Origin of the sequence: Pollutimonas sp. M17, from assembly GCF_025836975.1 — a bacterium.
Taxonomy (GTDB): domain Bacteria; phylum Pseudomonadota; class Gammaproteobacteria; order Burkholderiales; family Burkholderiaceae_B.
On sequence record NZ_CP107548.1, the window covers coordinates 2,530,255 to 2,556,112 of the forward strand.

A 25,858-nucleotide genomic window follows, 5' to 3' on the forward strand; every position below is an offset into this window, starting at 1 on the left:
CGCAGTTGCTTTGCGGCGGGGGCGTAAGAGGGCACGCATGTCTGAGCACAAAATCGGTCCGGGGGACCGATTTTTGCGAGTTCGCGCCCGACCCCGGCGCAAAGCGGCTGCAAGGGAACCCCGAAGGGGCGCAGCGATAGGAGCCCGGCCCCTGCCCACCGGCTGCGCCGGTTCAACAAGCTGACACTCCACACTCAAGGCCATGACCACGAACTCGCCCCATCGCCACACACTCACAGGCCATAAAGAGTGCACAACCAAGAGAACCGAAAATTCCCCAGAAAAGAAACAATAACAAAGGCGCCCGAAGGCGCCTTGCTTACTGCTTTCCGCTACGTCAAAATCAAGCGGCATCCCGCGATGCGCGGCGGCGCTCGTGCTCTTGCAGGTAGCGCTTGCGCAAGCGTATCGACTTGGGCGTGACTTCGACCAGTTCATCGTCGTTGATGAACTCGACGGCGTATTCCAGCGTCAGCTGTATGGGCGTAATCAGGTCGATATGCTCGTCTTTGCCCGATGCGCGCACGTTGGTCAGCTTCTTTTCCTTGATGGGATTGACCACCAGGTCATTGTCGCGGCTGTGTATGCCGATGATCATGCCTTCGTACAAGGGGTCCTGGGGAGAAACGAACATGCGGCCGCGATCCTGCAGCTTCCACAAGGCATAGGCGACTGCCCCGCCCTCGTCCTGGCTGATCAGTACGCCATTGCGCCGATCGCCGACGCCGCCTTCGCGCATGGGGGCGTAGTCGTCGAAAATATGGCTCATCAAACCGGTGCCGCGAGTCAGCGTCATGAATTCGCTCTGGAAGCCGATGAGGCCCCGCGCGGGAATACGGTATTCCAGGCGCGTGCGGCCGCGCCCGTCGTTTTCCATGTTCTGCAGGTCGCCCTTGCGGCGGCCCAGCTCTTCCATGACGCCGCCCTGATGGCCGTCTTCCACGTCGACCGTCAGCAGTTCGTAGGGCTCCAGCTTGACGCCGTCCTCTTCCTTGAAGACCACGCGCGGACGCGACACGGCCAGCTCGTAGCCTTCGCGCCGCATGTTCTCCAGCAGGATGGTCAGGTGCAGTTCGCCGCGCCCATGCACTTCGAACACCGTGTCGTCGTCGGTATCGTTGACGCGCAAGGCCACGTTGGACTTGAGCTCGCGATCCAGGCGGTCGCGCAGCTGGCGGCTGGTCACGAACTTGCCTTCGCGGCCTGCCAGCGGCGAGGTGTTGACCATGAAGTTCATGGTCAGCGTGGGTTCGTCGATGCGCAGCATGGGCAGCGCTTCCGGGTTGGCCGGGTCCACAATGGTGCAGCCGATGCCGATATCCTCGATGCCGTTGATCAGCACGATATCGCCGGCCTGGGCTTCCTCGACTTGCTCACGCTCCAGCCCCTTGAATTTCAGGACCTGGTTGACGCGCGCCTTGATGGGCTGGCCTTCGGGGCCGAATTTGACGACGACGTCCTGCGCCGCGCGGAGCCGCCCGCGATTGATCCGGCCCACGCCGATCTTGCCCACATAAGAGCTGTAGTCCAGCGAGATGATCTGCATTTGCAGGGGCGCATCGGGATTGTCTTCGCGCTGAGGCACATACTTCAGTATGGCGTCGAACAGAGGCCGCATATCGCCTTCGCGCACATCTTCGGTCAAGCCCGCATAGCCCGCCAGGCCCGATGCATAGATGATGGGGAAATCCAGCTGCTCTTCCGTGGCGCCCAGCTTGTCGAACAGATCGAAGGTCGCGTTGATGGCGAAGTCGGGGCGAGCGCCCGGACGGTCGATCTTGTTGACCACCACGATGGGTTTCAGGCCCAAGGCCAGAGCCTTGCGCGTCACGAAGCGGGTCTGGGGCATGGGACCTTCCACGGCATCGACCAGCAGCACCACGCCGTCGACCATGGACAGCACCCGTTCCACTTCGCCGCCGAAGTCGGCGTGTCCCGGGGTATCGATGATGTTGATGTGCGTGCCTTCGTACTGGACCGCGCAGTTCTTGGCCAGAATGGTGATCCCGCGTTCTTTTTCAATATCGCCCGAGTCCATGACCCGCTCGGAAATGTGCTGGTTGTCGCGGAAGGTGCCGGACTGGCGCAGCAACTGATCGACGAGTGTGGTTTTACCGTGATCGACGTGGGCAATGATTGCCACATTGCGCAAAGCGCGATTCATAATTCTTCATCCTTTTGTTTGGTGGTTGCTGGCAATAGGCCGGCGGGCAAGGCATCGAGTGCGATTAAAGTGGTTTGAGGCGCGGGCATGGCTTGCAACGCATCCAGCCCGATGGCGTCGTCCAGCTTGAACGGCCCGACGCGGGTGCGCCGCAAAGCCTTCAAATGGGCGCCGCAACCCAGGCGGCGGCCGATGTCCTGCGCAAGCGTCCGTATGTACGTGCCCTTGCTGCACTGAACCGCAATGTCCGCCTCAAGCCCGTCAAGGCTCAAGAGTTCCAGCTTGTGAATGGTGACTTTCCTGGCAGGCCTGTCCAGCTCTATTCCCTGACGCGCGTACTCATAGAGCGGCTTGCCGTCGCGCTTCAGGGCCGAATACATCGGCGGTATCTGTTCGATCTCGCCCCGGAATTCCTCCAGCGCCGCGTCCAGTTCGTCGCGCCCGACACCGCTGAATCCCTCGGCCGCCTGCGAGACGATATGCCCGGTCAGGTCGCCTGAATCCGTTTCCTCGCCAAAGCGCAAGGTGGCCGTATAGCCCTTGTCGGCCTCGAGCATGTGGCCGGAAATCTTGGTGGCCCGGCCCAGGCAACAGACCAGCAGGCCGGTCGCGAACGGATCCAGCGTGCCGGTATGCCCCGCCTTGCGCGCATCCAGCGTCCTTTTGGCGCGCTGCAGGGCATGATTGCTGGACAAACCTTCCGGTTTGTCCAGCAACAGGACACCATCGAGCATCTGCCCGCGTCGGGAAGCCATCGTTTATAGTTCCATGCAAAAACGACAGCCCCCTAGGGCTGTTCGTCGGGGTCCTCGGGCTCCGAGGGCTTGAAGGGTTCGGCCTGGGGGCGATTGGCCCGGTCGATGAGTTGCGACAGTTCGATGCCACGAACCACTTGTTCGTCGTGGATGAAGCGCAGTGTGGGTACCGTATGGATGTGCAGCAGCTTGAAAAGCAGGGAATGCAGCCAGCCCGCCTTCTCGGCCAGCGCCGCCGTCGCGGCCTCGGGCTCGGCGCCCATGACGGTGAAGTACACCTTGGCATGGGCGTAATCGGCCGACAGCTCGACGCCGGTAAGCGTGATCAGGCCCGCGCGCGAAACATCGATCTCGCGCTGTATCAGGCCGGCCAGATCTTTCTGGATCTGGTCGGCCAGCCGGGTATTGCGACCCGGATTGGGCTTGGATTTATGACGACCCATGATTACAGTGTCCGGGCGATTTCTTTGATTTCAAAGATTTCGAGCTGGTCGCCGACTTCGATGTCGTTATTGCCTTTCAGGGTAATGCCGCAATCGAAGCCGGATTTGACTTCCTTGACGTCGTCCTTGAAGCGGCGCAGCGAATCGATCCAGCCGCTCCAGTGGACCACGTGGTTGCGCAGCAGGCGTACCTGCGAGTCGCGCCGCACCACGCCGTCCAGCACCATGCAGCCGGCGATATTGCCCACGCGCGACAGGCTGTAGACCTCGCGAATCTCGACCATGCCGATGACTTCCTCGCGCTTCTCGGGTGCCAGCATGCCGGACATCGCGTTGCGCACGTCGTCCACCGCATCGTAAATGATGTTGTAGTAGCGCAGGTCGATGCCGTTGTGCTCGGCCAGTTTCTTGGCGCTTTGCTCGGCGCGCACGTTGAAGCCTATGACAACCGCATGCGAGGCGATGGCCAGGTTGACGTCGCTTTCGGAGATGCCGCCCACGGCCGCGTGCACGACCTGCACGCGAACTTCGTCGGTGGAAAGCTTGGTCAGCGACGACACCAGCGCTTCCTGCGAACCCTGCACATCGGTCTTGACGATGAGAGCCAGGGTCTGCGTGCCTTCGCCGATGTTGTCGAACATGGACTCGAGCTTGGCCGCTTGCTGGCGCGCCAGCTTGACGTCGCGGAACTTGCCCTGGCGGAACAAGGCGATTTCGCGCGCCTTGCGCTCGTCGGCCATGGCGATGACTTCGTCGCCCGCGGCCGGCACTTCGGTAAGCCCCTGGATCTCGACGGGCGTCGAGGGACCGGCGCTGGTGACCGGTTTGGCGTTTTCGTTCAGCATGGCGCGGACCCGGCCGAAGCTTGCGCCCGCCAGCACCGCGTCGCCGCGGTTCAGCGTGCCGCTTTGGACCAGGATGGTGGCCACGGGGCCGCGGCCCTTGTCCAGGCGCGCTTCGATCACGATGCCCTTGGCGGGCGCATCGACCGGCGCGGTCAGCTCAAGGATTTCGGCTTGCAGCAGAACGTTCTCCAGCAAGGCATCGATGCCTTCGCCCGTCTTGGCGGACACGCCGACAAAGGGCACGTCGCCGCCGTATTCTTCAGGCACGACCTCTTCAGCGACCAGTTCCTGCTTGACGCGTTCGGGATTGCCGTCGGGCTTGTCGATCTTGGTGATCGCCACGACCAGCGGCACGCCGGCCGCCTTGGCGTGGTGTATGGCTTCCTTGGTTTGCGGCATCACGCCGTCGTCGGAGGCCACCACCAGGATGACGATGTCGGTTGCCTGGGCGCCGCGTGCGCGCATGGCGGTGAACGCCTCGTGTCCCGGGGTGTCCAGGAAGGTCACCATGCCGCGATCGGTCTTGACGTTGTAGGCGCCGATGTGCTGCGTAATGCCGCCGGCTTCGCCGGAGGCGACCTTGGTACGGCGGATATAGTCCAGCAGCGAAGTCTTGCCGTGGTCGACGTGGCCCATGACGGTGACCACCGGCGCGCGCGGCAAAGCTTCGGCCTCGGGGCCTTCGGCGATCTCCAGGAAGGCCTCGGGATCGTCCAGCTTGGCGGCGATGGCCGTATGGCCCAGTTCCTCGACCACGATCATGGCCGTTTCCTGGTCCAGCACCTGGTTGATGGTGACCATCTGACCAAGCTTCATCAGATGCTTGATGACCTCGGCGGCCTTGACCGACATCTTGTGGGCCAGGTCGGCCACAGAAATGGTTTCGGGCACGTGGACTTCGCGAGCGATGAATTCAGCCGGCTGCTGCTCTTTGCGCTCGGGCTGGGCATTGCGGCCGCGTCCACGGGCGTTGCCGCCCTTGGCGCCCTTGCCGCCGGCCTTGCCGCCCGCGCGCCAGCCGTCGCGGCTGGGGCTGGCCGGCGCCGCATCGGCCTTGGCCGCGGGCTTCTTGCGGCCGCTGTCGTCGGTCCAGGAGGACGAGACTTCGGACGCCTTGATGACTTTCTTGTCGCCCGTGGCGGCCTTGCCGTCCTTCTTGGCGCCCTTGGCGCCGGCGGGCTTGTGCAGTGTGCCGGAAATACCGCCGGCCTCGGGCTCGGGCGCCTTCAGGACCTTGCGGGGCCGGTTCAGCATTTCACGCAGGGCGGCGGCTTCCGCTTCGGCGGCGCGGCGGGCGCGCTCGCGGTCCTCATCGACAGCGGGTTCGGCGGCGGGACGCTTGGCAGCACTCTTGGCCGAACGCACGGCGCCCTTGGCGGCCGGCTTGCCGCTTTCGGCGGCGGGCGCTTCGGCCGGTTCCGATGCGGCTTCAGGGCTGTCCTGGACAGGCGCGGCGTCATCGGACGCGGCGGCCTGGACGGGCGCGGGCTCGTCTTGCGCGACGGGCTCGGCCGCCTCGGGCTGCGCAGGCGCCTGGGGGGCCTCGTCGGCAGCGGCCGGAGTCGGGGCTTCTTCCTGGGCTTGCGGCTGCACGGCGCTTTCGGCCTGGGGCTCGGCCGCCGTGGCGGGCGGCTCGGGGGCGACGGCAGGCTCTTGCGCTTGGACGGCGTCGGGGCTGGAAACCTGATCGGATTCGCGCGGGGCGGCCTCGGGCGCGACGGCGGGCGCCGCGACCGGAGCAGGCGCTTCGGCCTGAGGAGCCTGCGGCGCGGGCTCGACGGCATCGGCCTTGGCTTCGGCCACCAATTCAGCAGGATCGCGTTTGACGAACACGCGCTTCTTTCGCACTTCCACTTGAATCGTACGCGAACGGCCAGAGCCGTCGGCCTGCCGGATTTCGGAGGTTTGACGGCGAGTCAGGGTGATTTTCTTGCCCTCGCTCCCGCCATGGGCGCGGCGCAACGACTCAAGGAGTTTCGCCTTGTCCGCGTCGGTGACGGCATCGTCAACCGACTTGAGTTCAACGCCGGCCGAACGCAACTGCTCCAGCAGTACGTTCGCAGGCATTTTCAGTTCAACAGCGAACTGGGCGACGGTGTTACTCGGCATTCGACTCTCTCTTGCTTACTACAACTATTTTTCAATAAACACACCCTGGCTCATGCAACATGGGTGTCAGGCGTCGTCATCAAACCAATGTGCCCGGGCGCGCATGATCATCTGACTGGCGTCGTCTTCGGACAGACCGGAAATTTCGGACAGCTCGTCGGTCGACAGCTCGGCCAGGTCGTCAAGGGTGAGGACCTCGTTGTCGGCCAGCTTGGCGACCAGCTCGGGCGTGATTCCTTCGATTTCAAGCAAATCCTGCGCCACGGTCTGCACACGCTCTTCCTGGGCAATGGCTTCGGTAAGCAGCGCGTTGCGTGCGCGGGTGCGCAGCTCGTTGATCGTGTCTTCATCGAAGGCTTCGATTTCGAGCAACTCTTGCAAGGGCACGTAGGCGATTTCTTCCAGGCCGGTGAAGCCTTCGTCGATGAGGATGTCTGCGACTTCCTCGTCGACGTCGAGCTTGCTGATGAAGGCCTGGCGCAGCTCGGCGCGCTCTTCTTCCTGACGGTTCTGGCTTTCTTCCGGCGTCATGATGTTGATCTGCCAGCCGGTGAGCTCGGAGGCCAGGCGAACGTTCTGTCCGCGCGCGCCGATGGCCTTGGGCAGGTTTTCCGCATCGACCACGACATCCATGGCATGCTTGTCTTCGTCGACCACGATGGATTCGACATGGGCCGGCGCCAGGGCGCCGATGACGAATTCGGCGGGATCCTCGGCCCATAGGACGATATCGACCTGTTCGCCGCCCAGCTCGTTGCGCACCGCCGTCACGCGCGAACCGCGCATGCCCACGCAGGTGCCGATGGGATCGATGCGCTTGTCGTACGCGACCACGGCAATCTTGGCGCGTACGCCGGCGTCGCGGGCGGCCGCCTTGATTTCAAGCAGGCCCTGCTCGATCTCGGGCACTTCGTTCTCGAACAACTGGCGGATGAATTCGGGCGCCGTGCGCGACAGGATGACCTGCTGGCCGCGGGCCGTATGATCGACCTTGTGCACCCAGGCGCGGATACGGTCGCCCACACGGATATTTTCCTTGGGTATCATCTCGCTGCGCGGCAGGCGTGCTTCGATCTTGCCGGTTTCGATGATGGCGTCACCCTTGTCCATGCGCTTGACCGTGCCGGAAACGATGTTTTCGCCCCGCTCGAGGAAGTCGTTCAGGACCTGTTCGCGCTCGGCGTCGCGGATCTTCTGCAAGATGGCCTGCTTGGCGGCCTGGGCGCCGATGCGCCCGAATTCTTCGGGTTCGAGGGGTTCTTCGATGTAATCGCCCACTTCGATGCCCGGAACGATTTCCTGGGCGTCGGAATACATTTCCTGCTGATCGGGCTCTTGCAGGCCGGCGTCGTCGGGCACGACCAGCCAGCGGCGATAGCCTTCATGCTCGCCGGTGGTCCGATCGATGGTGACCCGGATATCGGCGTCTTCCTTGAAGCGCTTTTTCATCGCGGACGCCAAGGCGTTTTCGAGCGCGCCGAAAACGACTTCGCGCGCCACGTTTTTCTCACGCGCTAGGGCGTCAACCAATAAAAGAATTTCGCGACTCATCGCTTTTTACCCTTGAAATCAAGAATGGGATCCAATTTGGCACGATCAACGTCATCGAAGGTGAAGCTAAGCACCTGCTCCTTACCTGACGGGGACTCGAGTTCAAGACCGAAAACCGGGGCGGCGGACGCATCGGCCGCGCCCTCGTTCACACGAAGCAGCCCCACATACACCTTGCGGTTATCGACGGCCTCGCGCAGCTTGATCTCGACTCGCTGATTGGCGAAGCGGATGAAGTCGGCGGGCTGCCTTAAAGGACGGTCAACGCCCGGCGAACCAACCTCGAGACGTTTGTAATCGATGTTTTCCACTTCGAATACGCGCGACAACTGTTTTGAAACCTGCTCGCAGTCTTCGATTCGCACACCTTCGGGGCGGTCGATCGTGACACGCAAAAGCCCGAGCGGGGCGCGTTCCACATCGACAAGCTCGATATCCATACCGGCCAGAGCCTCTTGAGTCAAAGCGAATATATCTGCCATAAAATCCAAAAAAAATGGGCTGTATGCCCCAGCCCACTGTTATCGCATCTGCGGCGTACCCCAGCATGCGTCCGGCACATGAACCCCGGGACGCCGCCCGCGAACTCAAAAACCATGACCAAGCCGGCACGTCGTGACGCATCCGAAAATGTGCCGCTATCATTGTCAGCCTGCAAACGGCTTGGCGGCGCGAAACAGCTTCAACCAACCGCCGCAACCACGCCCACGACAAAAACAATATAGCTGTAAAGCCCTACATTCTAACAGAAAATAAGAAAATTTCCTGTTATGTCTGGGCCTTACACTTAAAAAGCAACACAAGGGAGCGCTGGGGCTCCGGCCCGCATCGGCCTGTCGATGCGGAGCGTGCCGTTTGGCCAGGCAACCGGCATGCTAGCGGCCGCGGCCGCCGCCCAGCTTGCCCAAATGGGATTCATGGGCCGACGCGCTGCGAGGCTGCCAATCGTCGCCGCGCGGAGCGGCGGACTTGGGCCGCGCCGCCGACTTGCCGGCCTTGGGATTGGACTTGCCCTTGGCCTGGCCCGCGCGCGGCGCCGCCTTGCCGCCCGCCTTGGGCGAACGCGCACCGGGGCCGCGGCGCCTTGCGTCGGTGGCCGCGCCTTCGGCCTGGGGCCCGCGCGCGGCGCCCGCCGGCCGTTTGCCGCGGCCGCCCGCCTTGCGCGCCCCGGTCGAATTGCCGTTGGGATGGCCGTTGGCCAGGCCGCCGCTGAACATCAGGCCTGTGCCGTAAGGATCGGACGGATAGCTTTCACCCGCCACTCCGCGCGTCGCACGGCCGCCCGAAAGCTTGCCGCGGCGGCTTACCTTGGCGCCGTTCATGCCATTGCGTTCCATCGTGCCGAAGCCGGGAGGCAAGGCGCTGTCGTGCGTAGCGGGCTGGCGCTCGCGGCGCCCTCCCCGGCCTTCGAAGCCTTCGGAATCGTCTTCCCGCAGAAGCCCCAGCTGCAACATCAGGGCGGTCACGATGGAGCCGTCCAACTCTTCCCAGCGGCCACGGCGCAAAGTGCGCGGCAGGACTACTTCGCCGAAACGGGTGCGGATCAAACGGCTGACGGTGACGCCCGCCGCTTCGAACATGCGGCGCACTTCGCGGTTGCGCCCCTCCTTCAGGGTGACGCGATACCAGCGGTTGCTGCCTTCTCCGCCCAGGTACTCCAGCGAGCCGAACTGCGCCATGCCATCGTCCAGCTGTATGCCTTTGAGCAGGCTGGCCTGTTGCTCATCGCCCAGCTCGCCCAGTACGCGCACGGCGTACTCGCGCTCCGCGCCATAGCGCGGATGCATCAAGCGGTTGGCCAGGTCGCCCGACGTGGTGAGAATCAGCAGGCCTTCGGTATTCAGGTCGAGCCTGCCGACCGAAAGCCATTTGCCCACGCGCATCTTGGGCAGGCGGGCGAAGACCGTGGCGCGCCCTTCCGGGTCGTCGTGGCTGACGATCTCGCCGGCCGGCTTGTGGTAAAGGATGATGCGCGGCGGCTTCTTGGCGTTGGGCCGGCTTATGGCCCGGCCGTTGACCCGCACCTGATCGTTGGCGGCGACGCGCTGGCCGATATGGGCGGGTTCGCCGTTGACCGATACGCGGCCGGCAATGATCAGTTCTTCCATTTCGCGGCGCGAGCCGATACCGGCGTCGGCCAGCACCTTGTGCAGCTTGGGCATCAGCGCGTCGCTGCCCAGGTATTTGCCCAGGCGCTGCGCCATGGCCGGAGCGCCGTCAAGATAGGCCAGGGCCTGTTCCGCTTCCTGCTCGTTCTCGGCCGTATCGGCCCGTCGGGCGCCCCGGCCGTTGCGGCGTCCGCCGGCGCCTTCGGGAGCGCCGGCGGCTGCGGTGGCATCGCTTGCGCCATCCGGAGCGCTGGTGGCGGCGGCCGGCTTGCGGCGACGGGGACTGCGGGCCGGCTTGGCGGCCGGAGCGGGGCTGTCCGCGTCTTCCGGCACGGCCTGCTCCGCAGGCTGGCCGGTTTCGCCGCCCGGGGCGGATTCGGCCTGGGCATCGCCGCGCCGCCGGCGGAATGGAGTCCGCAACTTGCGGCCTCGGCCGCGCGGCGCCGCCGGCTTGGATTCGTCTCCGGCATTCGCATTTCCATCATGGGCGGCATCGCCCGCGGGCAGGCTGTATTCTTCGTTTGCTTCAGTCATTTTTGTTCGGGTGCTCCGTTTCTACCTGTTCGTCCAGCCGGGAGGCTTCGCCCCCGTCATGGTCTATCGTTGCAATGGCGACCTGCTCGTCGGACGGCGGCTCGGCCGCCGCCATCTCTTCTTCCGTGCCGGCAGCCGGAACTTCGCCGTTTTCAGCGGATTCGGCCGCGGGGGCCTCGCTTTCCGCCGGGGCGCCGGCGGTTTCGGCATCGCTTATCTCTTCCAGTTCCAGCCCGGCCAGGGCGACGACGGCCTCTTGCGATTCAAGCTCGGGGAGTTCGTCCAGCGCCTTCAGGCCAAGGTCGTCCAGGAACTGGCGGGTCGTCCCCAGCAGCGCCGGCCGGCCCGGCGCATCGCGGTGGCCCAGCACTTCGATCCAGCCACGGTCTTCCAGCGTCCGGACGATCTGCGACGAGACCGTGACGCCGCGAATGTCTTCGATATCGCCGCGCGTCACCGGCTGCCGCCAGGCGATGATGGCCAGGGTCTCGAGGACCGCGCGCGAGTACTTGGGCGGTTTCTCGGGATTGAGCCGCGCAAGAAAGCGCTGCATTTCGGGGCGGCTCTGGAAGCGCCAGCCCGAGGCCAGGCCGACCAGCTCAAGGCCTTTATCGCTCCAGTCCGCCTGAAGGGCGGACAGATAGCGGTGCATGTCATCGCTGGAAAAGTCTTCGGCTGCGAACAGCTTGCGCAGCTCTGCTAGGGGCATGGGCTGGTCGGCGCATAAAAGCGCTGTTTCCAGCACACGGATGATCTCGGTTTCAGTCATCGGTAAGGTGGGGCAAAAGCCCGCCTGATTTGCATTAAATTAATGAGTGGGTTAATATCTATTTCTTCAGACGCGGGGTGGAGCAGTCTGGCAGCTCGTCGGGCTCATAACCCGAAGGTCACAGGTTCAAATCCTGTCCCCGCAACCAGTTTCAGGAATGGGTCGATTGCAGCGCGCAATCGGCCCATTTTCATTTTTGTCGACGTCATTTGTGTCGACGTTTGTGTCGACGAAATCTGGGCCGACAGGGCTGACAATGCCAGAATCATCGACGATATCGACGCGGCACGCATCGAGACCGCGGGTATCGTCAGGGCCGGCATGGCCTGCCCCAAGGGGCGAACCGAAACCGCGACGGCATTCCGGGCGGAAGCTTGGGCCCAGGCCAAGCCTGCGATGCAAGCGGCTTGCGCTGCGCTCATGACGCGCGCCACGAACCGTAGAATTGCGTAGAAAAGCACCGCCACCCATGGCGGCGCGCTGTACTGGTCGATTGCATGAATTCCCGGCAAGCCGGATTGTGACGGGGTAATAGTCATTATTCCTGTTTCAGCAAACGGCTAGGCTCGAATGCTCGGGCCGATTCTGGGAACCGGGCGCGAATTCGTCCACGAAAAAGCAGCCGACTACTGTGAAATATTGCAATTCAAGCGCTTTCGATCCGTCAGGGGCATGCCCGGAAAATGGGCAAAGCCGACACATGCGATAGACGCTTGCTTAAAGATTATTCAATTTATATTGCGCTTGGCCGGAGAATTGGAATCATCGCGGGCCTGGGCCAGCAGGTGCTTGGAATGCGTGTCGTTTAATTAAAAACCTGGGCAGACAGCAGGGCGACGATGTTCGATGGCAACGTGCCCGACCTGGTGGCGGTAACAGTTCAATTACACCATCTGCGCGCGCTCATTGCAAGAATTCACTTCACAAAGTTGTGGGCAGGCGACATTGCCCCTGCCTCGGATGGCGGCGCGCCGCCCGGCAGCCCGGCCAGCACCTGGGCGCCAAGCACGGCCTTGTCCAGGTCACGGAAAATGAACACCAGCACCGACGAGGCTTCCGCCTCTGCGTCCTCCATGGCCGTCATGGGATACAGCTGCCTGTGCACCGCATGGACCGCATAGGCTTGCGCCTGGCCCTGGAACCACACCCGACCCTTGATGCGCAGCAGATCGAGCCCCTCATCCGAACACAGCGCCTCCAGGGTCCGCATGACGTGCGAGCGGGCCAGGGGCTCATGCCAGGCCAGTGTCAGGGTCTCGACGCCCGAATGCCCGGTGCCCCGCGGCCGCATCGTCCGTCCAGCCCATAAGCCCGATTTCCCTGCTCTTCCTTCGGCGTGCCGGCTGGCCGGCGACAGCAGTTCCTGTGGGTCCGGCAAGGACCGGACATCGTATTGCGGCGCGTCGGGATTGAGAGCGGTCAGGGCCTGCCGCAAGGCATCGATTTGCGCCCGGCTAGCCAGGTCGGTCTTGCCGATGATAAGGACATCGGCCAGCACGGTCTGCTGCGCAGCCTCGGGGTGCCGCTCCAGTTGCGCCAGTCCGTTCAGGCCGTCGACGACGGACAGGCAGCCGGCATAGCGGTAGCGTTCGGCCAGGAAGCGTTCGTACCGCAGCGTATAGATGACGGGGGCGGGGTCGGCGATGCCCGTCGTTTCGATGAGGACGCGGGAAAATGGCGGAGTCTTCTTGTGCAGGGCATCCATGAAAAGCCGGCGCAGGGTATCGGCCAGCTCGCCCCGCAGTGCGCAGCACAGGCAGCCGGAATCGAGCAGCACGACCGTATCGCTGACATGCTGGACGCGCCCATGGTCCAGCCCCACGTCGCCCAGCTCGTTGACCAGCACCACGGTGCCCTGCGCCAGGCCGCCGCCCGCTTCGGATCTCAACAGGCGATTGAGCAGGGTCGTCTTGCCGCTGCCCAGGAAGCCCGAAATGACAGTCACAGGTATCTTGCCGCTCATGGCCGGTCTTGAACTCCAAATATGAAACATGAAGAAGCGCGGGTCTTGCGCGTGCACGCCGGCCCATGGACTACACTTGCATCTGCAGCCATCGTCAACCGCCACGCTCCACCGCTCAACGCACATCGACAGCCTTGCCCGTACGTTTCAGCCTCACCCGCCGCCTGCATGATATTAACGCCGCACAATGGAACCGGCTGGCGGGCGACCATCCCCTGGTCCGCCATGAATTCCTGCTGGCGCTGGACGACACCGGCTGCGCAACTCCGCAAACCGGCTGGGCGCCGCATTTTCTGTTGATGCACCGGGGCAACGGCCTGGCCGGCGCCATGCCCCTGTACCTGAAGTTCCATTCGCGCGGCGAATATGTCTTCGACCATGCGTGGGCGCAGGCCTTCGAGCGGCAAGGCCTGAACTATTATCCCAAGCTGCTGGGCGCGATTCCCTTCACTCCCGTTCCGGGGCCGCGCCTGCTGGCGGCCAGCCATGAAGACCGTGTCCTGCTGGCGCGCAAGGCCATCGAAATAAGCGAGCAGAACGGCGTTTCGTCGCTGCACATCCTGTTTCCGGGCGAGGAGGACAGCAAGGCCCTGGAGGAAGCGGGCTTCCTGTTTCGCCGGAATGTGCAGTTCCACTGGTTCAACCAGGGCTACGGCAGCCTGGACGATTTCCTGGGCGGCCTGAACCAGCAGAAAAGAAAGAAGCTTAAGCAGGACAGCAAGAAGGTCATGCAGGCCGGCGTACAGTTTCGCTGGCTGCAGGGCCGCGACATCGACGACCAAGCGCTGGACTTCTTCTACCGCTGCTATACACAGACCTATCTGGAACACGGCAACGCGCCCTACCTGACTCCGGAATTCTTCCAGCAGCTGCGCGGCGCCATGCCCGAAAGCATGGTGCTCGTGCTTGCCGAGCAAGAGGGCAAGCCTGTGGCATCGGCGCTGAACCTGCGCAGCGAGCGGACACTGTATGGACGCTATTGGGGCAGCATGCGCTACATTCCCGGCCTGCATTTCGAAACCTGTTATATGCAGGGCATCGCCTACTGCATCGACAGCGGGCTTGCGGTATTCGAAGGCGGTGCGCAAGGCGAGCACAAGCTCTCGCGCGGGATGCTGCCGGTGAAAACCTGTTCCGCGCACTGGATATCGGATCGCCGCTACGCCGAAGCCATTGCGGATTTTCTGGCGCGCGAAAGCCCGGCCGTCGATGCCTACATCGGCGAGCTTGCCGAACACAGTCCGTTCAAGAAAAATCCGGAGGCGGGCTGAGGGCCTTCAACGTCGGCAAGGGCGCCGCAGCGGCCCGGCGCCGCTTACCAGACCACGAAAAACAGGACCCAGGCAATACAGAAGGGAAGCAGGCCGGCCGCCACCATCGACAGCGCCAGGGCCCGGCGCCAGGGCGACTGCGCGCGCTGGCCGACCAGCCGCCAGACCAGGCGCAAGCTCCACAGCAAAGCCAGCCCCAGCAAAGTGAAGCGCAGGGAGGTCGCCCACCCGGTCCAGACCCCCTCGTGCCGCAGCAAGGTCAGCGTGGTGGCCGACAGGCCCAGGAAGACTCCCACGCCGGCCGCGGGAATGAGGCCCTGCGCCAGCTTGTGCAGGCCGCTCCGGGTCGCCACGCGCGCCCCGCAGGGATGCCGGACGCCGGGCCCGCCCGGGGCGGGCAGAGAGCGGTCAGCCGCCCAGAGCCCCAGGTAGACCGGACCGCCCACGCACACGGCGCTGCCGAAAATGAAGGTCAGAATGACATTGGCGTCCAGCCAGCTGAAGCTGTCATTCACTTCCGGATAATGCGTCAACAGATACCAGGGCGCATTCTGGGCCAGGGGCCAATAGATGTCATGATTGACGAGCCAGGCGGCCTCGGCCTGCTTCAGGTACACGAACCAGGGGCTGGAGCTCCACAGAAAGGCACCCACGGCCAGGCCCATCAGGCCGAATGTGATCAGGGCGGTCTGCCAGCCATCGCCGCTGGCGACATGGACGATTTCGGCTTCCGGTGAGCGCGGCGTCAGATGTATGGCGCCGCGGTAATCGCTGCAGCGCCCGCACATATGGCAGTCCGAAGCCCCCTGCATGTGGCGCAGGGGCACCAGGGGCGCGCAATTGATGGCCTCGGTGCGCCGCTGCGGATGGCGCCAGGCCTCTTCGTCCACCTTGTAATGCCAGGGCGCCAGCTTGGCCAGAAGATTGAACACGCCATTGACCGGGCACAGGTACTTGCACCATACCCGCTTGTTGCGTCCGTACAGCCAGCCCACCACCATGGCGGCGGCCGTGGACCCGCCCAGCACCGCCAGCACGGCCCATGGATATTGATAGACGCTGACCAGCTGCCCATAGATCGTGGTCAGCGAAAACGCGACGAAAGGCCATCCGCCCCAGCGCATCCACTTGGGTATGGCCCCGCCCCGCCCATGCTCGCTGGCCCATTCGGACAGCATGCCTTCCGGACAGAACCAGCCGCACCAGGCGCGTCCCAGAATCGGCATGGACAGCAATACGAAAGGCCACCATATGCCCCAGAATGCAAACTGGGCGAAGACGGTCAGGTTATTGAATACGGACGCCGTGCGGTCGGGCAGGGGCAGCATGGCCGGAACGACCAGCAGTACCAGGTAGAACACCACGATGATCCACTGCATGGCGCGCAGATAGGCCGCATGATCGCGCAGGAAATCGGCGAACCGTCCCGTCGCCGTCCGTAAAGCCAAAGCCATGACGACCGCCTATGCCGATGCGGCCGACAGCGGCCGGCCGGCCTGGCCGGCCTTGGCGCTGGCGTGCCGCAGCACCAGCCAGGCCGCCACCCAGTACGCCACCCAGATCAGCACTTGCGACAGGGCGGGATAGGCCCGGTAGCCGGCGAAGTCGGCCAGGACCTTGCCCAATCCCCCGTCCGCGCTCAATAGCCATGAGCTGTCCCATGCGGGATCGATCAAGGTGGGCAGCACGTCGAGCGATATCAGGTGATCCAGCCCGCTAACCAGCAGCGAGCTGGCCAGCAACAGCAGCAGGATTTCGGTGAGCCTGAAGAAACGCCGCCAGGTGATCAGCTTGCCGCCCAGTTGCAGGACCCAGAACGAAGCCAGGGCCGCCAGGAAGCCGAACACGCCCGCCAGGGCAAGGCTCCATCCGGAGCCGCTGTCCGCGCCCGCGGCCACGGTGCCGTACAGAAACACCACGGTCTCGCTGCCTTCCCGGGCAACGGCAATCATCACCAGCGTCAGCAGGCCCCACCAGTTGGAGTCCGCCAGTTCGCGTGTGGCGCCCGTTTCCAGTTCCCGCTTCAGCGTGCGCCCATGGCGCCTCATCCAGTAAACCATCTGCACCACCAGCGCGCAGGCCGCCAGGGCCATGATGGCCTGGAACCACTCCTGCCCTTCGCTGGACAGCCAGGACGACACGCCCAGCAGCACCAGGGCCAGCATCACGGCCAGCCCCAGCCCGGCGGCCACGCCGCCCCAGAGCCAGGGCAGGCCCTTGCGGCCCTCCGGGCTGGCGCGCAGCCAGGTGAAAAGTATGCCCACGACCAACAGGGCTTCAACGCTTTCGCGCCATACGATAAATGCTACTTGTTCCATTTCTTGCCGATACGGACCGGATCCGTTGATGCTGAAAAAAAGGCATGCCGGCCTCAGGGCTTGGGCACGACGACCAGCACGCCCTTCACGTCGGGATGAAAATCATCGAAAAAAGGATATTCCCCGGGGCGGGAAATGGTGATGACGACAAAGGACTTGACCCCAGGGCCCATCACCTTTTCCTTGCGCAAGGGCAGGCTTTCGAACTCCACGGGCTCCTTGCTCTCGTTGACGAGCAAAAGCTTGAAGCGGCCGGCCGGCACTTCCAGCCGGGCGGGCTCGAAGGTGCCATCGGCCTTGAAGGTCAGTGTGAAGGTCGGCAGCTCGGCCGCCAGGCCGGCGCCGCCGGCGCCCAAGGCCAGGCATAGGGCCAGCAGGCAGCGTCCGAGGATAGGCATCAATATCCGCCCTTCTTGCCCGTGCCCGCATACACGAAGTCATAATGCACTTCAAACGTCTTGAACCAGGGCGCGACCCCGGTTTCCTTGTCCACATGGCGTCCGAAATGGTTCATCTTGGCGGTATCGGGCGAACCGATGATGAAGGTCAGCTTGTATTTGCCTGGGCCGTCAAGCTTGACGTTGTCGCCGTAATGCGGGCCGTCGTTGGCCACCATGGGCATCAGTTCGCCCTTCTGAGCGTCGCCGCCGACCTTCTGCAGCACATAGCCTATGTTCAGATAAGGCGCCCAGGCGCCTTCGGGCAGGCCGTTCGTATTGTCGGCGGTGGCATGGATGTCGGCCTCGAGGTGGATGTCGGAATCCTTGGCCTCGCGCATCATGCCGGGCGGTTCCATCTGGACCGGCTGCAGGTAGACGGCCGCGATCTCCAGCCCGTTCTGCTCGGAGGGTTCACCGATAGGATACTCTGCCGCCATCGCAGGCACGGCCAGGGCCGCTCCCACCAATACGCCCATCCATTGCTTTCTCATGTCTGCATGCTCCATAAACAAGATTCATTCTCATTATTATGGAACAAGTGATCTTACAGCCATCTGAAAACCCTGGCGGGAACCGGGCCTTGCCGCTTGGCCGCCGCCGCGCCAAACTTATTTTTTATTCTCTTTGGGCGGAACCGGATTGAAGGGAAATACAGAAAACATATTGCGCGTCTGGTCCTGCATCTGGTCCTGCATCTGCACGAACAGGTTTTTGCTTTGGTCGACGTAGTTGTTCATCATGTTCTGCAGGACCGGCGTCTGCACATTCATGAACTGCGCCCAGGCCTCGGGCCCGAACTGGTTGCCATACAGGCCCTTGGACTGCTCGGCCATGCGGTCCTGGATGTCCATGAAGGCCTGTATGTTCTTTTCCAGGAAGGAGCCCATGACGCCCTGCATGGCATGGCCGTAGAAACGGATGATCTGCGACAGGGCCGTGGGCGAGAACATGGGCACGCCGCCGCTTTCCTCTTCAAGGATGATCTGCAGGAGAATGCTGCGGGTCAGGTCTTCGCCCGACTTGGCATCGACGACCTGGAAATTCTCGCAATCCAGCACCAATTGCTTGACGTCGGCCAAGGTAATGTAGGTGCTGGTCTGCGTATCGTACAAGCGCCTGTTGGGGTATTTCTTGATCAGGCGGGCTGGACTGTTTGCTTGGGATTGCGTCATGACGGGATCGGATACCTAATGGGCAAAAAAAGTGGATGGGCTGGTCCCGGCCGGCAAGCCGCCCGGGCCTGTTGGTGCCGACAGCGCCCTAGCCCATGTGCAGCCCGCCATTCAGTGAGAAGTCGGCGCCGGTCGCGAACCCGGAATCGTCCGACGCCAGCCAGGCCACGATGGACCCGATTTCCTCGGGCGTTCCCAGGCGCTTCACAGGGATGGTCGCCACGATCTTCTCGAGCACGTCGGGCCGTATGGCGCGCACCATGTCGGTGCCGATATAGCCGGGCGAGATCGTGTTGACGGTAACACCCTTGCTGGCCACTTCCTGGGCCAGCGCCATGGTGAAGCCATGTATGCCGGCCTTCGCGGTGGAATAGTTGGTCTGTCCGAACTGGCCCTTCTGGCCGTTGACCGAGCTGATGTTGATGATGCGGCCCCATTGCCGGTCGACCATGCCTTCGATGACCTGCTTGGTGACGTTGAACAGGCTGTTCAGATTGGTGTCGATGACCGCGCGCCAGTCTTCCTGGCTCATTTTGCGGAACAGGCCGTCGCGGGTGATGCCGGCGTTGTTGACCAATACGTCGACGGGACCCAGCTTGTCACGGACCTGGCGGAAGGCGTCGACCGTGGAGTCCCAGTCGGAAACGTTGCCGACCGATGCATGGAAGGTGTAGCCCAGGGCAGCCTGCTCGTCCAGCCATTGCTTGAAATTCCGGCTGGGGCCGCAACCGGCCACGACGGTATACCCTTCTTTGGCCAGGCGCTGGCATATCGAGGTTCCTATGCCACCCATTCCACCGGTGACGTAAGCCAGTTTTTCACTCATGACGATCTCCTGTGAACTCGCAATGCCCCGCGGCATCGCGACCGAATAGTGTTGAATCGTGGGCCGCCGTCCGGCGGCCGATGCCGTTGACGTCGACGGCGATCAAAATGCGCGTACCTTTACATAGCTTCCGGGCGCCGCCTCCAGCGGCCGATAACGCGCATTGCCCAATTTGGGCCGCGCGCGAACCCGGCTTCCCGAATGCGAGGCCAGCCATGTGGTCCAGTCGGTCCACCAACTGCCCGGATGCTCGGTGGCCGCGTCGAACCAGCCCGCCGGGTCGCCCGGCATGCCCGAGGGCGGATAGTCGGCCGGATGGCTCCAGTAGCTGCGGCGCTTCTTGGCCGGCGGATTGATGACGCCCGCGATATGGCCCGAAGCGCCCAGCACGAAGCGCATGGGCCCGCGCAACAGGCGGGTCGTGGCATAGGCCGAATGCCAGGGGACGATATGATCGTCGCGGGAGCCGTATATGTAGGCGGGCATGGCCAGCGTGCTCAGGTCCAGGCCATGGCCGTCGACCTGGACGCGGCCCGGCGTCTTCAGGTTGTTCTCGAGATAGGTATTGCGGAAATACCAGGCGAAGAAAGGCCCTGGAAGATTGGTGCCGTCGGCATTCCAGTAAAGCAGGTCGAAAGCGGGCGGCGCCTCGCCCTTCAGGTAGTTGCCCACGACATAGTTCCAGACGAGCTCGCCGGGACGCAGAAAGGAAAATGTCGTGCCCAGTTCCCGGGCGGTCATCAGTCCGCCCTGCCCCAGTTGATGCTCCCGCGCCTGGGCGTGCGCCTCATCGACGAAGACATCGAGCACGCCGGTTTCATCGAAATCGAGCAGCGTGGTGAGCAGGGTCAGGCTGGCGGCGGGATCGTCGCCCTGCGCATGCGCCAGCGCCAGCGCCGAGGCCAGCAAGGTGCCGCCCACGCAAAAGCCCAGCGCGTTGATCTGGTCCTGCCCGGAGATGTCCCGCACGACGTCGACGGCCTGGAGCACGCCGTGCCGCAGGTAATCGCCCCAGGTTGCGGTGTCGATGCCGTCGGCATCGGAATCCAGGGGATTGCGCCAGGACACCAGGAAAACCGTAAAGCCTTCCAGTACCGCATGCCTGACGAAGGAGTTTTCGGCTTGCAGGTCGAGTATGTAGAACTTGTTGATGCACGGCGGCACCATCAGCAAAGGCCTTTTGTGGACCTGGGCGGTTTGCGGCGCGTACTGGATCACCTGCATGAGCGGATTCTGGAACACGACTTCGCCCGGCGTGACGCCCAGGTTGCCGCCCAGCTCGAAGCCGGATTCGTCCGATTGGGTAAGCCGCCCTTTTTGCAGGTCGCACAACAGATTGCGCATGCCCTTGCCCAGGGACTGGCCCTGAGTCTGGATGAGCATTTGCTGAGCTTCGGGATTGCTTGCCAGGAAATTGGAGGGGGAGACCGCCTCGAGCCACTGCATGAGCGAAAAGCGCAAACGGCTGCGCACGGCTTCGGGAAGATCGGCCGCGTCGAGCATCTGGTTCATGGACCTGGCCGACAGCAGATAGGCGTGCGCGGAAAAAAGGGATGCGGGACTGGCCGCCCAGGCCGGCTTGCTGAACCGGCGATCGGCCGGCGGTTCGAGCGAACCCTGCTGGGCGCTGGCGGCGATGCGCAGCCATTCGCGGGAGAACTCTGCCTGAATTGCTCCGAGCTTGTCCGGAGCAATGCTGACCGGAACGGGCCACGATGATGACGACGGAGCTCTCACTTTAAGACACCTTACACTTATCGACGTTTTGACCCCATGTTCTATGGCATTTAAAAGCGTGTCAATCAGGGTAAGTCGCTACCCGTCCGCGGCGTGCGATACGGGGCTGCCGGCGGGCGGCTTCAGCCAGGCCAGGGTAGCCAAACGGCCGGTGGCGGGTTGGCGCCGATAGGAGTAGTAGGTGTCCGCCTGGCCGTATGTGCATTGCCCGCTCAGTTCCACGTTGCCGACGCCCGCTTTGTGCAGGCGATGCCGCGCAATCGAAGGCAGGTCGGCCAGCCATTTTCCGCCTCCCTTTTCGGCAAAGAAGGCGGCGGTGGCGGGGTCGGCGTCGGCGAAGGCCTGGTGAACATCGTCGCCCACCTCGAAATGGCGCTGGCTGATGCCGGGGCCTATCCAGGCCCGCCACTGCGCCTCTGCGGGTGCGCGCCCGCGCATGGCCCGCAGGGTGTTCTCGAGCACGCCTGCGGCCAGCCCCCGCCATCCGGCATGCGCCACGCCCAGGACTGTGCCGCCGGTGTCGGCCAGCACCACAGGCAGGCAGTCGGCCGTCATGATGGCCAGCACCCTTCCCGCCGTTGCCGTGACGGCGGCATCGGCAACAGGGACGCCTGCCGCCAAAGCGCCGTCCCGCGTGCCGTCAGGCGGGCGGTCCGCATCGAAGACGTCCGTACCATGCACCTGCTTCAGCCACAGGGGTTCCGACGGCGCCATGGCGCCGAGCCGCTTCCGGTTCGCCGCCACATGCTCGCCATCGTCCCCGGTATGAAGGCCCAGGTTCAAGGAGTGCCATGGCCCGGTGCTGACGCCGCCCCGGCGTGTCGTGCTGAAATACTCCACCCCCGTCCAGGGAAGGCCGGAAACGGTCGGCAGGACCTCGTCCATCGTCATTCCTCCCACTCGATGCCATCGAGCACGCGCTGAAAATCCTCGGCCAGCGGCGCCTGGAAAGACACCCGCCCGCCGCTGGAAAAATCATCGAAGGCAAGCGCCCGCGCATGCAGCAGCTGGCGCTGGGCGCCGCCAACAGACCTTCCGCCATACAGCGCGTCGCCGACCAGCGGATGGCGCAAGCTCATCATGTGCGCGCGGATCTGATGCGTGCGGCCGGTTTCCAGCTTGCAGGCGACCTGAGTGACGGTGGCGCCCTCGCCCGGAGCGGCCTGCCCGACCCGCAGCGGCGTGTAATGCGTGATCGCCGGCTTGGGCGCGATGGGGTTCTCGACAGCCATGCGCACCGGCACGCGCGGGTCGCGGCCGATATCCAGCCTGACGGTGCCCGGCCGGGTCAGGCGGCCATGGACCAGGGCAATGTATTCGCGGCTGACGCTGCGCGCCTGCAATTGGCGGATCAGATGCGTCTGGGCTTTTTCGTGCCGGGCCACCACCAGCAAGCCGGAGGTGTCCTTGTCCAGGCGATGGACGATGCCCGCGCGCGCCACCCGGGCCAGTTCCGGGTAACGGTAAAGCAGGCCGTTCAGCAGCGTGCCCTGCCAGTTGCCGGCCCCCGGGTGGGTGACCAGTCCGGCGGGCTTGCAGACGACGATCCAGTCGGGACTTTCATCCAGCGTCGTGAAGTCGACGTCCTGGGGCGTGAAGGCCTGCGACTCGGGAGCGGCCTGTTCATAAACCAGCAGCTTGTCGCCCGGGTTGGCCATCTGCTTGATGCGGCCCGGCTGGCCATTGACCAGCACATGGCCGGCCTCTATCCACCCTTGGAGCCTGCTGCGGGAATGATCGGGCACCAGCCGGGCCAGAACCTTGTCGAGCCGCTCCGGCAGTGCCGTATAGGGAATCTGGAATTCAAGCGGCGCGGCCGACGAAAAACTTTCTTTGGCGATATCTGTGTCAGGCATGGCGACAAATCATATAATCTGCGTGCAATGCTAACACCAAGGATGCCTTTGTGACTCGTATCGACTTCAATCAATCCCGATTTCCCGGCTTCGCGCGGTTAAGTCACGCCGCCCTCGCCCTCCTTGCCGTTGTGCTGATCGCCGGATGCGGATCCATCAAGGGCGAGAAAGACCCCACCGCCGGCTGGAGCGCCGAGCGCCTGTACCAGGATGCCCGCACGGAAATCAGCGCCGGCAACTGGAAAGACGCGCGCACCCGCCTGGAAGCCGTCGAAGCGCGCTATCCCTTTGGCGGCTATGCGCAGCAGTCGCTGATCGACCAGGCATACGTTAACTGGAAAGACGACGAACCCGAGCAGGCCCTGGCCGCCATCGACCGATTCCAGCAGCAGTATCCCAACCATGCCGGCACCGACTACATGCTGTACCTGAAGGGGCTGATCACCTTCACGCCCCCCAGCGCCTCGTTCACCAAATTCACGCGCCAGGATCCCAGCGAACGCGATCCCAAGGGCCTGAGGGAATCGTACGAGTCGTTCAACGAACTCATCAAGCGCTATCCCGACAGCCGCTATACCGCCGACGCCAAGAAACGCGTAACCTGGCTGGTCGGCACGATTGCGCAGAACGAAGTGCACGTTGCCCAGTATTACTACGAGCGCGGCGCCTACGTGGCGGCGATCAACCGGGCGCAAACCGTCATCACCGACTTCCAGGGCGTCCCCATTGCCGAAAAAGCCCTGTACATCATCTACCTGTCCTACGACAAGCTGGGCCTGACCGAGCTGCGCGACGATGCAAAACGCGTGCTCGACCAGAACTTTCCCAACAGCAAGTTCTACGAACAGGGCCTGGACGAGCCGGGCGGCAGCTACTGGAATCCCATCAACTGGTTCTGAAGGCCGGCGCCCCGCTTCCCGCGGCTTGACCGGCGCGTATCCCGCCCATTGCGATCCGGCCCCGCCTGCGCGGGGCCGATGCATTTCAGCCGGCCTGTTTTTTCTCGAAAAAAGCCACGACCTGTCCGGGCTCGCGGGTGCGTGAAAACGGCGGCAGCCCGCGCCACAGCAGCTTTCCGTAGGGCTTTTCCACGATACGGGTGTCGCCCACCACCAGCACGCCCCAATCCCCTTCCGACCGTATCAAGCGGCCCGCGCCCTGCTTCAGTGCAATGGCGGCCTCGGGCAGTTGGTATTCCATGAAGGGGTTGCCGCCCTGGCTGCGGCACAGAGTCAGGCGAGCCTCCAGGACGGGATCGTCGGGCGGCGCGAAGGGCAGCTTGTCGATGGCCACCAGGGTCAGCGCATTGCCCGGCACATCTATGCCTTCCCAGAAACTGGCGCTGCCCACCAGCACCGCGTTGTTGGCCGCCCGGAAGCGCTCCAGCAGCGCCCGGCGCGAACTTTCGCCCTGCCGCAGCAGCGGCCGGTCTATGTCCTCGTCCTCGAAGCGCTCCTCAAGCAACTCGGCGATCCGGTCCACGGCCCGCAGTGTCGTGCAGAGCACCAGCACGCCGCCCGCCGATGCCCGGATCAGCGGCAGCAGCACGTCGACGAAGCGTTCATTGAAATGGCGGTCGCTGGGCAGGGGCAGCGCCTTGGGGACATACAGGACGCCCTGGGCGGAATAGTCGAAAGGCGAATCCCAGCGCAAGGTCTTCGCGTCCCAAAGCCCGAGCTGGCGCAGGAAATGATTGAAATCGCCGTGCACGGACAAGGTGGCGGAAGTCAGCACCCAGGTCTGCTCCTTGCCTCGATAGCGGGAAAAAATCCGGGCCACCGACAAAGGCGCGCTGTGCAGCCGCATATGATGCAGGCTGTGCTCCACCCATCGGACGGCGGCCTGGTCCTCGTCCGCAGCCTGCGCGCCTTCCGCAACGGGCGGCTTGAGCGTGTTGCCGCCCTGGCGGTCGGGCTGGCTCCATAGGTACAGGCGGGCGCGAAGGTCCAGGCAGGTCTTGGAAACCGCGGCCAGGTCGGGGTGTTTCTCGCTGACCACCGAAAGCAGTTGCGAGCTTTTGTCCAGCACGTCCAGCAGTTCGGACAGGGCCGCATCGAATTCGTCCGGATTGGGTATGGCCTGGAAGGTGGCCTTGCGCCCGGGCATTTTTTCGATGGGCGCCGCGGCCAGCCGCAACTGGCGTGCCGCATGCTCGATCTTCTTGCCCGCCTCGCTCCAGTTGGTGGATTCGCGCGCATGGGCCAGCCCGGCCGCTTCGGCCGCGCGCGCCAGGTCGAGCAACTGATGCGACGACACGCTGGTGCCCAGGAAGCGCGTGGCGACGTCGGGCAATTGATGCGCCTCGTCGAACACCACCAGTTCGACGGTGGGAAGCAGATCGGTGATGCCCTCTTCGCGCAGGGCCAGGTCGGCCATGAACAAGGCGTGATTGACCACCACCAGGTCGGCGTCCTGCGCCTGGCGCCTGGCCTTCATGACGAAGCAATCCCGCACATGCGGGCACTCCTGGCCCAGGCAGTTCTCGCGCGTGGACGTGACGCGGTTCCAGATGTCGGCGTCTTCGGGCACTTCGGCCAGATCGCTGCGGTCGCCGCTGCGCGATTGCTGCGCAAACACCTGGATATGGCGCAATTGGCTGATTTCCGCGCGGGACTTCAGCGCCCTGTCGTCGCCCTGCAGGCGCTCGAGGTGATAGTGGCATACGTAGTTGCCGCGGCCCTTGAGCAGCGCCACCGTAATGGGCAGCGCCAGCGCCTGGCGCAGCCGGGGCAGATCGCGGCGGAACAATTGGTCCTGCAGCGTGCGCGTGCCTGTGGACACCAGCACCTTGCGTCCGCTGAGAAAAGCGGGCACCAGGTAGGCCCAGGTCTTGCCTGTGCCCGTGCCCGCCTCGGCGATCAGCGTGGAATGGGTTTGCAAGGCCTCTTCGATGGCCTGTGCGAGCTCCAGCTGGGCCTGCCGCGGACGGTAGTCCGGCACGGCCTTGGCCAGGGGGCCGTCGGGCGAAAAGATATCGGAGAGTTCTTGCAAAAGCAT

At 63.9% G+C, this 25,858-nt stretch carries 20 protein-coding genes, 1 tRNA gene and 1 pseudogene; 3 read left to right on the plus strand and 19 right to left on the minus strand.

Translation table 11 applies throughout. From position 1 onward, the window contains the following. Nucleotides 1-343: 343 nt before the first annotated feature. From typA to scpB, 8 genes and pseudogenes are all read right to left on the minus strand, one after another. Nucleotides 344-2,164, minus strand: coding sequence for a translational GTPase TypA (gene typA / locus OEG81_RS12000; protein ID WP_264129485.1), 1,821 nt, complete (start codon nucleotides 2,162-2,164; stop codon nucleotides 344-346). Continuing rightward, on the minus strand, nucleotides 2,161-2,919 hold the full coding sequence (truB, locus tag OEG81_RS12005; protein ID WP_264129486.1) for a tRNA pseudouridine(55) synthase TruB: 759 nt from the start codon (nucleotides 2,917-2,919) through the stop codon (nucleotides 2,161-2,163). Before truB ends, typA begins: the two co-directional genes overlap by 4 nt. A gap of 32 nt (nucleotides 2,920-2,951) precedes the next feature. Next, nucleotides 2,952-3,362, minus strand: a complete 411-nt coding sequence (gene rbfA / locus OEG81_RS12010; RefSeq protein ID WP_264129487.1) for a 30S ribosome-binding factor RbfA — start codon at nucleotides 3,360-3,362, stop codon at nucleotides 2,952-2,954. A gap of 2 nt (nucleotides 3,363-3,364) precedes the next feature. Further along, complete coding sequence (infB, locus tag OEG81_RS12015; protein ID WP_264129488.1) at nucleotides 3,365-6,316, minus strand: translation initiation factor IF-2; 2,952 nt, start codon at nucleotides 6,314-6,316, stop codon at nucleotides 3,365-3,367. Between the two features lie 66 nt (nucleotides 6,317-6,382). Beyond that, nucleotides 6,383-7,867 carry a transcription termination factor NusA gene (nusA, locus tag OEG81_RS12020; RefSeq protein WP_264129489.1) on the minus strand — a complete coding sequence of 495 codons (1,485 nt, stop codon included), beginning with the start codon at nucleotides 7,865-7,867 and terminating at the stop codon, nucleotides 6,383-6,385. Next, on the minus strand, nucleotides 7,864-8,349 hold the full coding sequence (gene rimP / locus OEG81_RS12025; RefSeq protein ID WP_264129490.1) for a ribosome maturation factor RimP: 486 nt from the start codon (nucleotides 8,347-8,349) through the stop codon (nucleotides 7,864-7,866). Before rimP ends, nusA begins: the two co-directional genes overlap by 4 nt. Before the next feature lie 393 nt (nucleotides 8,350-8,742). Continuing rightward, the gene (gene rluB, locus OEG81_RS12030; RefSeq protein ID WP_264129491.1) at nucleotides 8,743-10,509 is read right to left on the minus strand and encodes a 23S rRNA pseudouridine(2605) synthase RluB; all 1,767 of its coding nucleotides are present in this window, start codon (nucleotides 10,507-10,509) and stop codon (nucleotides 8,743-8,745) included. Nucleotides 10,510-10,531: 22 nt separating this feature from the next. Next, nucleotides 10,532-11,278 (minus strand): annotated as a pseudogene (scpB, locus tag OEG81_RS12035) (SMC-Scp complex subunit ScpB); the annotation flags it as partial. A gap of 71 nt (nucleotides 11,279-11,349) precedes the next feature. Here scpB and OEG81_RS12040 point away from each other — a divergent pair. After that, nucleotides 11,350-11,426, plus strand: a tRNA-Met gene (locus tag OEG81_RS12040). 768 nt (nucleotides 11,427-12,194) lie between these two features. Here the strand turns inward: OEG81_RS12040 and OEG81_RS12045 are convergent. Continuing rightward, a complete protein-coding gene (locus OEG81_RS12045; RefSeq protein ID WP_264129492.1) occupies nucleotides 12,195-13,241 on the minus strand; it encodes a CobW family GTP-binding protein in 1,047 nt (348 codons plus the stop codon). 65 nt (nucleotides 13,242-13,306) lie between these two features. On the opposite strand from OEG81_RS12045, the gene OEG81_RS12050 reads away from it, so the two are divergent. Next, nucleotides 13,307-14,512 carry a GNAT family N-acetyltransferase gene (locus OEG81_RS12050; RefSeq protein ID WP_412034064.1) on the plus strand — a complete coding sequence of 402 codons (1,206 nt, stop codon included), beginning with the start codon at nucleotides 13,307-13,309 and terminating at the stop codon, nucleotides 14,510-14,512. A gap of 44 nt (nucleotides 14,513-14,556) precedes the next feature. Here OEG81_RS12050 and OEG81_RS12055 read toward each other — a convergent pair whose 3' ends face one another. The 9 genes from OEG81_RS12055 to OEG81_RS12095 form a co-directional block, all read right to left on the minus strand. Further along, nucleotides 14,557-15,966: a 4Fe-4S binding protein gene (locus OEG81_RS12055; protein ID WP_264129494.1), complete on the minus strand. Its 1,410-nt coding sequence runs from the start codon at nucleotides 15,964-15,966 to the stop codon at nucleotides 14,557-14,559. A gap of 9 nt (nucleotides 15,967-15,975) precedes the next feature. Further along, complete coding sequence (locus OEG81_RS12060; RefSeq protein ID WP_264129496.1) at nucleotides 15,976-16,830, minus strand: FTR1 family iron permease; 855 nt, start codon at nucleotides 16,828-16,830, stop codon at nucleotides 15,976-15,978. Between the two features lie 53 nt (nucleotides 16,831-16,883). Beyond that, nucleotides 16,884-17,228 carry a cupredoxin domain-containing protein gene (locus OEG81_RS12065; protein WP_264129497.1) on the minus strand — a complete coding sequence of 115 codons (345 nt, stop codon included), beginning with the start codon at nucleotides 17,226-17,228 and terminating at the stop codon, nucleotides 16,884-16,886. Beyond that, complete coding sequence (locus OEG81_RS12070) at nucleotides 17,228-17,761, minus strand: iron transporter (RefSeq protein ID WP_264129498.1); 534 nt, start codon at nucleotides 17,759-17,761, stop codon at nucleotides 17,228-17,230. Before OEG81_RS12070 ends, OEG81_RS12065 begins: the two co-directional genes overlap by 1 nt. A 117-nt stretch (nucleotides 17,762-17,878) precedes the next feature. Beyond that, entirely contained in the window at nucleotides 17,879-18,442 is a 564-nt protein-coding gene (gene phaR, locus OEG81_RS12075) for a polyhydroxyalkanoate synthesis repressor PhaR (protein WP_264129499.1), read from the minus strand. An 88-nt stretch (nucleotides 18,443-18,530) separates the two neighbouring features. Beyond that, the gene (phbB, locus tag OEG81_RS12080; RefSeq protein ID WP_264129500.1) at nucleotides 18,531-19,268 is read right to left on the minus strand and encodes an acetoacetyl-CoA reductase; all 738 of its coding nucleotides are present in this window, start codon (nucleotides 19,266-19,268) and stop codon (nucleotides 18,531-18,533) included. 102 nt (nucleotides 19,269-19,370) lie between these two features. Beyond that, nucleotides 19,371-21,005, minus strand: coding sequence for a class I poly(R)-hydroxyalkanoic acid synthase (gene phaC / locus OEG81_RS12085; RefSeq protein WP_264129502.1), 1,635 nt, complete (start codon nucleotides 21,003-21,005; stop codon nucleotides 19,371-19,373). Between the two features lie 78 nt (nucleotides 21,006-21,083). Further along, entirely contained in the window at nucleotides 21,084-21,890 is an 807-nt protein-coding gene (pgeF, locus tag OEG81_RS12090) for a peptidoglycan editing factor PgeF (RefSeq protein WP_264129503.1), read from the minus strand. Nucleotides 21,891-21,892: 2 nt separating this feature from the next. Next, the gene (locus tag OEG81_RS12095; protein ID WP_264129504.1) at nucleotides 21,893-22,861 is read right to left on the minus strand and encodes an RluA family pseudouridine synthase; all 969 of its coding nucleotides are present in this window, start codon (nucleotides 22,859-22,861) and stop codon (nucleotides 21,893-21,895) included. Between the two features lie 59 nt (nucleotides 22,862-22,920). On the opposite strand from OEG81_RS12095, the gene OEG81_RS12100 reads away from it, so the two are divergent. Continuing rightward, on the plus strand, nucleotides 22,921-23,760 hold the full coding sequence (locus tag OEG81_RS12100; RefSeq protein WP_264132581.1) for an outer membrane protein assembly factor BamD: 840 nt from the start codon (nucleotides 22,921-22,923) through the stop codon (nucleotides 23,758-23,760). Between the two features lie 85 nt (nucleotides 23,761-23,845). Here OEG81_RS12100 and OEG81_RS12105 read toward each other — a convergent pair whose 3' ends face one another. Beyond that, entirely contained in the window at nucleotides 23,846-25,858 is a 2,013-nt protein-coding gene (locus OEG81_RS12105; RefSeq protein ID WP_264132582.1) for an ATP-dependent DNA helicase, read from the minus strand.